The following is a 12,344-nucleotide window of genomic DNA, read 5'->3' on the forward strand; positions in this document are numbered from 1 at the left end:
TATTTACAACAATTTCAATCTAGGACGTACCAATGCGCCGCATGCACCAGTTATTGTGCATAAGCCGACGCTCGCACCTGAAGCTGCAACCGCAACCCACTTAGTCGAAGAACTATCACCTTTTGTATCATCTGAATCATCTTCATACGCTTCATCAGATTCTTCGTTGTATTGCCTTGCACCTTGCAAAGCATGGTGTTCAGTATTCTTAACAAAATCAGGGTTATTGACAGAACTATTTTTGGACTTATTGCCAGAATTATTATCTGTTCTCACGAAATTACGAATAGTCTGTCCACTTTTCTTAGAGCTCTTGTTCTTAGTATGAGTTCCGCCAGAAGTTCGTCGCGATGAATTATGTAACGATGTTCCGCTTGAATTTTCTGTTCTTGTAAAAGAACTAGAACCAGAACTAGCACCACTTTGCGTATTATTTTTAGAATTATTCTTACGATTAGTGCGGTTAGTCTTATTGCGATTCTTCTTTGTGCGCTTGAATTTTCTGTTGGATTTCTTAAAGAAATTAGATTCGAATTGGAATCCACCATTAGAACTAGATCCAAATAGTCCCGAATTTGCAGCACCGCCGAATACGCCTTTCAAAAAGTTCTTTCCACCAGCGAAATGCTTAGTCTTATTTTTGCGCTTATTATGACGCTTCTCATGGTGCTTTTTCCCGTGAGGGTTCTCATCATCTTCAGAATCAGAACCACTTTGATCATCATCGCCATCATGGTTATGAGAGTGAGGAACACCTTTCATCTCAATAACATAATCGCAAAACTCATCAAACATTTTATTACGGTAAAGTTCACCGTTCTTTAAAACTAAGGAAGGACGAATCGTTGCACCTTGCATTGACGCATCAAGTTTTAGCTCCAACTTGCTGCTTGCAGCACCCGGAATGCGCTTAAATTCGCTTTCTCCTTCCTTTTTCATCAACCAAACATAGTCTTTAACAATGGAAGTTACTGGACTTGTCGGATCGTCAATTGGCGCACCGGTAACACCGTCGGTTGCAACATGAGGGTTAAGCAATACTGTTTTCGCGTGTAAAGTATCCCCTGGTTTGAAACGCTTATAAGGAGCAATTGCTTTTACTACAGGATGTCCGTCGGCACCGTGATCTTCAACGGCGATGGTTGCAGACGCAGTATCTTTGCCAACTTGCGTTTCACCTTCAGTTGCGTGAGCATACACTTTCATCTTGTTCATTGCAGGCTCAGCTGGAAGCTGCAATCTCTCAGCAAAAAGAGTGGTTCCATACGCGTCAGGACCTTCGTCAGCACGCACATATCTCCACTCAATACGAGCACCCTTTGGTTTGTTAACTACTTTTAAGTCTAAACCACCATAACCTTCGTATGAATGATAATGCGGATGAGGCCCGGAATCACGAATATTGCCGATGCGCATATCGCCGCCATCGTCTTTATCTGTGTCTTTATGATCTTTGGAAGCTTCGTGCGCTTCTTCATCATCGTCAGGATTAATAAAATCACCGCGACGGTGCAAATCAAGCGTTTCCGTAATGCCAGAAGCAGGTACTTCGCCTGAATATGTATCTTCTACTTCAAAAGTGTATTCTGCAGGTTCGGTTGTGATCTGCTTCTTAGTGTTCTTATTTGTAATAGTTGCTGCTACTTTTAGCTTGTAAACGCCAGGCTGCGTAAATCCCCAGTTTGCATGCACGTGGCCAGCAGTATGTTGGTGAATTACGCCAGGTAGCATAAATCGACTGCCATCAGTATCAGGTTCGTCGTCTAAATCATTCTCTTCAAATGATAATTTCTTCGAATTTTTTCCAATGCCATCGGTAGTCCAAAGCAGAATGCGCCCGTTCATTGGTCCAGTAACTTGCTGAATTGCAATATCTGCTGTTGCATCATCTGCGTGAGATGCGCCAACTAAAGATGCAGCATAACCTGTGTCCCAACCCGGGAAAAGAGGGTTTCCTTTTTGATTTCCGGAACTATCGAGATAGTAGTATTCAGTAGCGAGAGCAGGAAGTTGCGATTTTGTAGTGTACGTGCTTTTAGCTACGCGCAAAGTAGTGTTTTCAGGCTTTAAGAAAGTAGCAGCGTCTTTTTCGACGGCCATAATGAATTTACCGTTGTATTGAATTGGGTAAAACACGTCTGTATGGCCATGACTTAGCACTTCCTTTTTTGTAGGATCGTATTTTTCACCAGGATTACTATTTTCTAATGCAACTGCCGGTAAAGCTGCACTAAATCCTGATGCAAGCACAGCAAACGCAAGTATTGCAACACTTGCCATCGCAAAAGCACGTTTCACAATATTCCTGATGACCTGAGTCATAATTATTATTTCACTCTCTACACTTCATCTTCTTATCGTTATATGCGCTCTTCTTTTCGCAAATAATTATGGAAGATTTTTTAACAACGTCTATTAATAATAATAATGATTCTCATTAATAGCAAGTCGACACTCCGAATAAACAAAAACGCTGGCAGCTTAAAGCAACCAGCGTCTATTATTCTCAATAATTATTGAATACTTATTTAAATATTTTTAGCTAAAATTCTCAGCCTTCCACAATATCAGCATTAAGGCAAGTCTTAAAGTGGCGCAAAGCCCATTCGTGACCTGCAGGATCAAAACTTGCCACGGCATCTTTGTGAACCACAATCTTGAATCCAAGATTATACGCATCGACAGCAGTGTGAAGCACGCAAATATCCGTGCAAACTCCCACCAAATGCAGCTCCTCAATATGGCGTTCGCGAAGCTTAATCAGCAAATCCGTGCCATTAAACGAAGAGTAGCGAGTTTTATGGATGTAATACACGTTGCTTTTATCTTTATTTGCTTCGTAAAAATCACCAAGCGCGCCGTACAGCTTCTGACCGTGAGTTCCGGCGATATTGTGAGGTGGGAAAAGTTTAGTTTCAGGATGATACGGATCATTCAAATGGTGCGTATCAATCGCAAAAACCACGAACTCACCAGCCTCAAGAAATTCCTGCGAAATCTCAGTAATACGCTTTTCGAGCTTTTGCGCAGGCTCGCCCACAGTAAGAGAGCCATCGCTTGCCACAAAATCATTCGTATAATCAATGTTAATAAGAGCTTTATTCATACCTACTCCTTGTATGAAATTTACAGAATAATCGCAAATAGCTCTACTGCAATAGCATAATCGCTTTAGTTACAATATTCCGCATTCTTAATTGCTTGATTTTATTTCAATTGATAGCCCAATTATCAACTCAATTGCTGGCCCAATTGCAATCGGCGCAATACCTTAATATTCAAAGAATACTCAAAGCTCACTTGCTTCTGCACCGACTATCATCATTTAATCACTACCTTGCGGCAAATTTTAAATCTTACTGATAAAATATTGAAACAAAAAAACAAATTAACAGTACTAAGTAGTTTTATAGGTAGGGAATATGAAAAAAATAAAAATTCACCAGATTATTAATCTTATTTTTAGCGGCATTGCTTTAATTGGATTGCTTCTGCCATATTCTTCATCGTACGGAGAATACAGGAATTTTTTGACATCAAATCCAGACATCTTGTTTGCAAAAGAAATAGGTTTTAAAAATATTGACGCTGTCGATTTATCGATGTTAGAAAATCTTAGGTTATATTTCTGTCTTGCTAATAATTCTCATGGAAATGACTGGCTCAAGAATGAAGCAATAATAAATGTTGTTCTCATAATTGCACTAATCGCATCTATACTTCTTATACTATTGTTTACACTTTTAAATAAGCCTGTTGCAAATATTGTATTTGCACTCATCTTGGCAGCTGCATCACTTCTTATGAATTATGACGCAGTAAGCCGTCATGCACTTCCTTCAGATAATTATACTTTTGGCTTTACATATTACCTTTATACGCCGTTGGCAGTGGCTGTAATAGTTTGCTCAATAGTTGGAATTGTCATAAAAAAGAAAGAAAAGAAAGCTGCAAGACTTTAAATTTTGCACATGCAAAATAAAAGTAAACAAAATTGTAAATTATAAGCAGTTTACAAAATAATTGTAGGGGTCAATATTTTAGAACATTGACCCCTACTATTATCGCTACATTTGCAAACAAATATAGTTAATACTATTGGGACACAGCTATAAGTTTCTTAGAAACTCTCGCTTGAACATCAACATAATAATTAAGCTCATCAGAGTTCAAATCTTTGCTATGCCAATTGTTGAACTTTTTTACTGCATCATTATATTTATCTAAATACGCAGAGTACTCATTAAGAATAGTCTTATCAGTTGGATTTTTCTTATACTTTTTCATGAACGCAACATATTCGTCCATAACTGTTTCATAGCTATCCATTGCCGCTTTGAAATCACTACGCAATCCATTAACAAGCTTCGTGTTAGTTTTAGGTTTTGGTTCAGCTTTTGGAGTAGCTTGCTTTGGAGCAGCCTTTGCGGCATCTTTCTTCGCATCAGACTTATTGGAATCACCACTATCTTTAGGATTGTTGGCTGGAGCACTGATGCCAATGCTCATAATATTATTGCCTTCGTATTTTAATGACAAATGCCAGCCTGAATTATTGTACGCATAGTACCAATCATCTCCCTTACTATAATTAACTGTAAAACCTTTATCAGAGCAAGCTTTCACATATTTCTCATAATCTTCCATACTGGTGTTGCCAATATAAACTACGAAGCTATCCTCATTTTCGTAGGAGAACTTTCCGAATATAGATTTTGGTACAGGCAATTGATTAGCTGCTTTACTCGATGGCCAAGTAATTGGAGACATTTCCATAGGCGCATTTAGCTCAATACTTAGCTTATTATTGCTTTCATAACGAAGCAATTTTAATTTATAGCCTTCACTGTTATAAGAAGAATATTCTGTAGAATCAGTTTTTGAATCTACAGTAAATCCTTTATCCTTGCAAGCTTTAATATAATCATTGAACTGTTTGGCAGAAATATTGTTTATATCAACATTCATTTCTTCAGAAGAGTTTTCAATGATTTTACCCATGTTAGATGGAGGATTTGGCAATTCTGAGCCTAAAACCATCTCATTCCAATTAATAACAACGCCGTTATCTAATTTTTTAATATTCAAGAATCCGCATATTGCAACAACAATTATTATTATGCTGAGTAAATAAAACCAAAATCTTTTATAAATTGGCTTTTTCTTTTTGGCATGCATGCTGCCATAACCTGTAGCTGCTGGAACAGTGAGATTCTGCTGCGGCGGCGGAACAGGAATATTTTGCTCAAAAGTCGAAGCTGCTGTTGATTGTTCGACCTTTAATTTTGATCCGCAGTATGGGCAGAAGTCATTCCAAGACTCCATTCCGCAACTTGTACATTTCATACATCATCTCCTAACAATATTGATACGAACATATCATGAAAATGCATCTCATGCTTTGCTATAAATAATATCAAATAAATTGTTGGACTTTTAAGTATTAATGTTGTATGAGTTTTTGAGGGTTTAACGTCAACATCTGCTCCAATTATGATGTGAGTCTCTCACGTTTGGAGGGTTAACCCTCGCTCTACGCTCCATTTGCGAGACGACACTCGCACTATACGTGCTCGCTACGAAACTCGCGTTGGAAGTCCAGTGGACTTCCAACGCGAGTTTCCGCTCTGAATTGCCTTCGCGCGCTAAATCGCAGCGCTCAGACAGGTCGTCGCGCCCACGTTTGAAGGATTACAGATAACAGTATACGAAAACGAAAGAACAGTATGCGAGTATGAAAAAAGCGGGGAGTAAAAAACTCCCCGCTAGAAAAATAATGCGGCAGCGTGCTAGTCTCCCACACCCTATCGAGTGCAGTACCCTCGCCGTGTCAGGCCTTAGCTTCCGGGTTCGGAATGGGACCGGGCGTCTCACCTGAGCCATGACCACCGCAAAACTAGATTATACACTCAAAACCATTGAGTGGCAACACGTGGCGGTTAGGGAACCGGACATGAACGCGCGTAAAAACTCTCTTACCAACTGATCGTTAAGCAAAACATTCAGTACTCATTAACGCTAGAAGAATAATACTCATAAGGAACTCACCCTCCCCACTAGTAAAAGTGAGGAAGAATGTCACCATCGCCCGTTAGTACTAGTCAGCTCCACCCCTTACAGGGCTTCCACATCTAGCCTATCAACCACGTGTTCTACATGGGGGCTCACACACTAAAGTGCAAGGAATGCTTATCTTGGAGCAGGCTTCCCGCTTAGATGCTTTCAGCGGTTATCCCTTCCGAACGTAGCTAACCGGCAGCGCCACTGGCGTGACGACCGGCATACCAGAGGTTCGTCCACCCAGGTCCTCTCGTACTATGGGCAGGTCTCCTCAACATTCCAACGAGCGCAGAGGATAGAGACCAAACTGTCTCACGACGTTCTGAACCCAGCTCGCGTGCCGCTTTAATCGGCGAACAGCCGAACCCTTGGGACCTGCTCCAGCCCCAGGATGCGACGAGCCGACATCGAGGTGCCAAACCATCCCGTCGATATGGACTCTTGGGAATGATCAGCCTGTTATCCCCGGGGTACCTTTTATCCGTTGAGCGATGCCACGTCCGTACGCCGGCACCGGATCACTATCTCCGACTTTCGTCCCTGCTCGACCCGTCAGTCTCACAGTCAAGCCCGCTTGTGCGATTACACTCAACACCCGATTGCCAACCGGGCTGAGCGGACCATTGAGCGCCTCCGTTACTCTTTAGGAGGCAACCGCCCCAGTTAAACTACCCGCCAGGCACTGTCCCTGACACGGATAACGCGTCGAGGTTAGACGCCAGATATGGAAAGAGCGGTATTTCACCTGTCGACTCCACGCAAGCTAGCGCCCACGCTTCACAGCCTCCCGCCTATGCTACACGATCCACACCTAACGACAATACCAAGGTATAGTAAAGGTCCCGGGGTCTTTTCGTCCTTCTGCGCTTAACGAGCATCTTTACTCGTACTGCAATTTCGCCGGGCTCCTGGCCGAGACAGTGGGGAAGTCGTTACGCCATTCGTGCAGGTCGGAACTTACCCGACAAGGAATTTCGCTACCTTAGGATGGTTATAGTTACCACCGCCGTTTACCGGGGCTTAAATTCACCGCTTCACCGAAGCTAACGGATCCTCTTAACCTTCCGGCACCGGGCAGGCGTCAGAGCGTATACAGCGGCTTACGCCTTCGCACGCTCCTGTGTTTTTGGTAAACAGTCGCTACCCCCTAGCTTGTGCCACCCCCAACAGCTCAACAATGTAAAACCATATCACCATCAGGGGTCTCCCTTATGCCGAAGGCACGGGAGTAATTTGCCGAGTTCCTTGGCCAGGATTCGCCCGATCGCTTCGGTATACTCTACCAGACCACCAGTGTCGGTTTAGGGTACGAGCGGAATCACACCTCACGTTGAAGCTTTTCTTGGCAAGCAGGATCACCGGAATCAGCCTTACAGCCTACCCATCACGCCTCAGCTTAACATCCCCCGGATTTACCTAGGAGACAGCCCACACGCTTAGCCACGGAAAACCACCTCCGCAGCCGGCTACCTACCCGCGTCACTCCCACGCTAACCTACTACCGATACAGTCCCAACACAAACCCATCAACAACCCCGAAAGGCAATCAACAAGAAAATGAAGGTTAGTACTCTCAGATTCAGTTCGAACGGTGTAACACCGGTACGGGAATATCAACCCGTTCATCCATTCGACTACGCCTGTCGGCCTCGCCTTAGGACTCGACTCACCCGGGGACGACGAACGTGGCCCCGGAACCCTTAGTCATTCAGCGGACGGGATTCACACCCGTCTCTCGCTACTCATGTCTGCATTCTCACTCCTGTAAAGTCCACGACAAGTTCACACTGCCGCTTCACCCCATACAGGACGCTCTCCTACCCCGCATGAAACAAATCATGCAGCCGCGTCTTCGGTGGCGTGCTTAAGCCCCGCTACATTGTCGGCGCGGAACCACTAGACCAGTGAGCTGTTACGCACTCTTTCAAGGATGGCTGCTTCTGAGCCAACCTCCTGGCTGTCTATGCGACTCCACATCCTTTCCCACTTAGCACGCGCTTCGGGACCTTAGACGACGATCAGGGCTGTTTCCCTTTTGACGACGGAGCTTATCCCCCGCCGACTCACTGCCGTGATAAACCTAACAGGTATTCGGAGTTTGGCTGCTATTGGTACCCGGTATGGGCCCGCAAGCATCCAGTAGCTCTACCCCCTGTAAGCAATAACACGACGCTGCACCTAAATGCATTTCGGAGAGAACCAGCTATCACGGAATTTGATTGGCCTTTCACCCCTAACCCCAAGTCATCCCCCCAGTTTTCAACCTAGGTGGGTTCGGTCCTCCACACGGTCTTACCCGCGCTTCAACCTGCTCAGGGCTAGATCATCCCGCTTCGGGTCCAGGACATGCGACTCAAACGCCTTTTAAAACTCGCTTTCGCTACGGCTCCCCCACCCGGGTTAGCCTCGCCACATACCACTGACTCGCAGACTCATTTTTCGATAGGCACGCCGTCACCCCACAAAGAAGGCTCCGACGGATTGTAAGCGCACGGTTTCAGGAACTATTTCACTCCCCTCCCGGGGTGCTTTTCACCTTTCCCTCACGGTACTAGTACACTATCGGTCAGACAGGAATACTTAGGCTTACCCAACGGTCTGGGCAGATTCACGCGGGATTCCACGAGTCCCGCGCTACTTGGGAATAAACATAAAGAGACATCGCACGACAAGCTACGGGGCCATCACCCTCTACGGCTGGGAATTCAATCCCATTCACCTAGCACGACATTTTATCACTCTCCTCAACCCCGTCAGAGGCTGAACAGTCCATCCCACGACCCCGAATGCGCAACACCTGACGGCTATCACACGCACCCGGTTTAGCCTGATCCGCTTTCGCTCGCCACTACTCACGGAGTATCCTTTCCTGCAGGTACTGAGATGTTTCACTTCCCTGCGTACCCCCCACAAAAACTGTGGTGACCACTCATAACAGTGGCCGGGTCTCCCCATTCGGAAATCCTCGGATCAAAGCCCACTCGGCAGCTCCCCGAGGCATATCGCAGCCCGTCACGTCCTTCATCGGTCCTGTCTACCAAGGCATCCACCATACGCCCTTACCAGTGACAAACACTAAAGTAAGAACCCATCAGCAAAATTCTCTAGACAAAAAATCATCACACTAAACGATCACAAAACGATCAAGCGACTCCAACAAAAGGAGCCGGTTGAAATTGATAAAAGCAAAAAAATCGAAACCAAAAAAGTCTCGCATTTTACTCGCGTCCACTATCCAGTTCTCAAACCACCACAACACCACAAAACCAGCATCAACACTCAAAAAGCATCAACCCGAAATCCTGTGAGTCAAGGACCGCAACCCCAAAACAAGGGGGGTGGCAATCCGGGAACCCAAAAGCATGCCCAACAAACTCATATAAAACGTTAACCACTGTTTTCCACACCAGTAACCACACTCAACCGAGCGTGCACAAAAACTCCGTAGAAAGGAGGTGATCCAGCCGCACCTTCCGGTACGGCTACCTTGTTACGACTTAGTCCCAATCACGAGCCTCACCTTAGACGGCTCCATCCCAAAAGGGTTAGGCCACCGGCTTCGGGTGCTGCCCACTTTCATGACTTGACGGGCGGTGTGTACAAGGCCCGGGAACGCATTCACCGCGACGTTGCTGATTCGCGATTACTAGCGACTCCGCCTTCACGTAGTCGAGTTGCAGACTACGATCCGAACTGAGACCGGTTTTAAGGGATCCGCTCCATGTCACCATGTCGCATCCCGTTGTACCGGCCATTGTAGCATGCGTGAAGCCCTGGACGTAAGGGGCATGATGATCTGACGTCATCCCCACCTTCCTCCGAGTTAACCCCGGCGGTCCCCCGTGAGTTCCCGGCATAACCCGCTGGCAACACAGGGCGAGGGTTGCGCTCGTTGCGGGACTTAACCCAACATCTCACGACACGAGCTGACGACGACCATGCACCACCTGTGAACCTGCCCCGAAGGGAAACCACATCTCTGCAGTCGACAGGCACATGTCAAGCCCAGGTAAGGTTCTTCGCGTTGCATCGAATTAATCCGCATGCTCCGCCGCTTGTGCGGGCCCCCGTCAATTTCTTTGAGTTTTAGCCTTGCGGCCGTACTCCCCAGGCGGGACGCTTAACGCGTTAGCTCCGACACGGAACCCGTGGAATGGGCCCCACATCCAGCGTCCACCGTTTACGGCGTGGACTACCAGGGTATCTAATCCTGTTCGCTCCCCACGCTTTCGCTTCTCAGCGTCAGTAACAGCCCAGAGACCTGCCTTCGCCATTGGTGTTCTTCCCGATATCTACACATTCCACCGTTACACCGGGAATTCCAGTCTCCCCTACTGCACTCTAGCCCGCCCGTACCCGGCGCAGACCCACCGTTAAGCGATGGGCTTTCACACCAGACGCGACGAACCGCCTACAAGCTCTTTACGCCCAATAATTCCGGATAACGCTTGCGCCCTACGTATTACCGCGGCTGCTGGCACGTAGTTAGCCGGCGCTTATTCGAAAGGTACACTCACCCGAAGGCTTGCTCCCAATCAAAAGCGGTTTACAACCCGAAGGCCTTCATCCCGCACGCGGCGTCGCTGCGTCAGGGTTTCCCCCATTGCGCAATATTCCCCACTGCTGCCTCCCGTAGGAGTCTGGGCCGTATCTCAGTCCCAATGTGGCCGTCCGCCCTCTCAGGCCGGCTACCCGTCGAAGCCTAGGTGGGCCATTACCCCGCCTACAAGCTGATAGGACGCGACCCCATCCCATGCCACTAAACACTTTCCCAACAAGACATGCGTCAAGTTGGAGCATCCAGCATTACCACCCGTTTCCAAGAGCTATTCTGGAGCATGGGGCAGGTTGGTCACGCATTACTCACCCGTTCGCCACTCTCACCAGTCAGCAAGCTGACTAGATCCCGTTCGACTTGCATGTGTTAAGCACGCCGCCAGCGTTCATCCTGAGCCAGAATCGAACCCTCCACGAAAAACTTCAATGAAGAGCCAACAAAAGGCTCCAATATTAAAAAGAAAAAGACGAGACATTCTTTAAGGAAAGAACATCCCAACAAAAAACCTCACCACCATTTAACCATCTCTCAGGCACCCTGCAATCTGCAAGGCAGGCAATGAACTGGCAATAATTAACTAATAAGTAGTACAGACACGCTCTTGAGTTCTCAAACCACCACCACACCAGCCGGCCCATCAACCTCAACCGAGGAGAACCAGCCGCGCTGAGCAGCAAGAGATAAACTTACACCAACCCACGCTAAAACGCAAACCCACCAAAAACAAACACCCCAAAACCATTGAAAACAAGCCAAAACACCGGCGTGTCGAAAACCATGCAAAAAACACCAAAAAACATGCTATCTGATATTGAATCTATAAAAAACTTTTTAAAAAATAATAGATTTCTTAAAAAATACACAAAAATAGGATAAAAATACGCAAAAAATCAATAGCGCTCACGCATCAACACGCATATTAAAGATTTCTGCCAGGCCTGCAATATCTGGCTCACCATATTTCGTAACTAATTGCATCCACCGATTAGCATTGTCTTCACCAAATCGCGCAGCCTTGCGACGATAAGAATCAACTGTCAAAAAACGAGGAGGTATCGATTTGCTGTTATATTTATCCGCAACCATAACAATTTCTTGCTCAACTGTTTGCGGAATATAGTCTTCAGCAGGAAGAGGCAAATTTTGCGCAACAACTTGCTCTCGAGTTAAGCCAACTCCAGTATGGTTGCGCGCAAATTGCGCAGCATCCTCACTAAAACCATTATCAATTAAATATTTATATCCGCGCAAACCATGCAAAATATAATTCGGTCCATCAAAGCGTAATATGCCACCAGCGTTACTACTGCCATCACTTTCAAGCACAAAATACGTGCCAATATCGTGCAACAATCCACCTATTAAAGCTGCGTATTCATCAATATACTGTTTTGGAGCTAAGCCATCACTAACCGCAGGTAATATTGCATAACTATCTCCGACAAGCTCCTGAAGGCAATTTTTTGCTATTTCAGCACGCTTACGCAAAGTTCCACTCATTTGAGCAGCACGATTTTCAGCGGACAAAAGCATATTGCAATGATGAGCAATTTGCCAAGCAATTGTTGAGATTACAACACAATGACCGTGAATAAGCTCATAAGCAGCAGAAGATGGTGCAGTTGCACTATGCAATTTCTCTACTTCACCAAAATCAGGTAGATTAGCGAGTTTTATCGAGTTGCAATTAAGTATGCTTTCTGCACCATTTTCCATTTTAAGGCTC

6 protein-coding genes and 3 rRNA genes are annotated in these 12,344 nt (G+C 45.8%); 1 reads left to right on the forward strand and 8 read right to left on the reverse strand.

The window, feature by feature from the left end; translation table 11 throughout:
• Positions 1–3 precede the first annotated feature (3 nt).
• Together HXT50_RS03715 and HXT50_RS03720 are read right to left on the reverse strand one after the other, a co-directional pair.
• Positions 4–2,322: a choice-of-anchor M domain-containing protein gene (locus tag HXT50_RS03715; RefSeq protein ID WP_421777044.1), complete on the reverse strand. Its 2,319-nt coding sequence runs from the start codon at positions 2,320–2,322 to the stop codon at positions 4–6.
• Positions 2,323–2,551: 229 nt separating this feature from the next.
• Positions 2,552–3,106: a cysteine hydrolase family protein gene (locus HXT50_RS03720; RefSeq protein ID WP_421777045.1), complete on the reverse strand. Its 555-nt coding sequence runs from the start codon at positions 3,104–3,106 to the stop codon at positions 2,552–2,554.
• 316 nt (positions 3,107–3,422) lie between these two features.
• Here HXT50_RS03720 and HXT50_RS03725 point away from each other — a divergent pair, with 316 nt between their 5' ends.
• Positions 3,423–3,962 (forward strand): hypothetical protein, encoded by a 540-nt coding sequence (locus HXT50_RS03725; protein WP_421777046.1) that lies wholly within the window; start codon positions 3,423–3,425, stop codon positions 3,960–3,962.
• Positions 3,963–4,095: 133 nt separating this feature from the next.
• On the opposite strand, the gene HXT50_RS03730 is transcribed toward HXT50_RS03725, so the two are convergent.
• The 6 genes from HXT50_RS03730 to HXT50_RS03755 form a co-directional block, all read right to left on the reverse strand.
• On the reverse strand, positions 4,096–5,346 hold the full coding sequence (locus HXT50_RS03730; RefSeq protein WP_421777047.1) for a DUF6591 domain-containing protein: 1,251 nt from the start codon (positions 5,344–5,346) through the stop codon (positions 4,096–4,098).
• 430 nt (positions 5,347–5,776) lie between these two features.
• Positions 5,777–5,893 (reverse strand): 5S ribosomal RNA (gene rrf, locus HXT50_RS03735).
• 179 nt (positions 5,894–6,072) lie between these two features.
• A 23S ribosomal RNA gene (locus tag HXT50_RS03740) occupies positions 6,073–9,133 on the reverse strand.
• Between the two features lie 375 nt (positions 9,134–9,508).
• Positions 9,509–11,035 (reverse strand): 16S ribosomal RNA (locus HXT50_RS03745).
• The 16S, 23S and 5S rRNA genes sit together here, the layout of an rRNA operon.
• Before the next feature lie 192 nt (positions 11,036–11,227).
• Entirely contained in the window at positions 11,228–11,374 is a 147-nt protein-coding gene (locus HXT50_RS03750) for a hypothetical protein (RefSeq protein WP_162720529.1), read from the reverse strand.
• Between the two features lie 144 nt (positions 11,375–11,518).
• On the reverse strand, positions 11,519–12,334 hold the full coding sequence (locus HXT50_RS03755) for an HD domain-containing protein (RefSeq protein WP_004104700.1): 816 nt from the start codon (positions 12,332–12,334) through the stop codon (positions 11,519–11,521).
• Positions 12,335–12,344: the final 10 nt, after the last annotated feature.

Source organism: Gardnerella sp. KA00243, from assembly GCF_049244105.1.
Lineage (GTDB): Bacteria > Actinomycetota > Actinomycetes > Actinomycetales > Bifidobacteriaceae > Bifidobacterium > Bifidobacterium leopoldii.

Excerpts from the sequence above, each read along its gene's own strand:
- HXT50_RS03730 (WP_421777047.1), bottom strand. The coding sequence starts at position 5,346 with ATGAAATGTACAAGTTGCGGAATGGAGTCTTGGAATGACTTCTGCCCA.
- HXT50_RS03725 (WP_421777046.1), top strand. The coding sequence starts at position 3,423 with ATGAAAAAAATAAAAATTCACCAGATTATTAATCTTATTTTTAGCGGC.
- HXT50_RS03755 (WP_004104700.1), bottom strand. The coding sequence starts at position 12,334 with ATGGAAAATGGTGCAGAAAGCATACTTAATTGCAACTCGATAAAACTC.
- HXT50_RS03715 (WP_421777044.1), bottom strand. The coding sequence starts at position 2,322 with ATGACTCAGGTCATCAGGAATATTGTGAAACGTGCTTTTGCGATGGCA.
- HXT50_RS03720 (WP_421777045.1), bottom strand. The coding sequence starts at position 3,106 with ATGAATAAAGCTCTTATTAACATTGATTATACGAATGATTTTGTGGCA.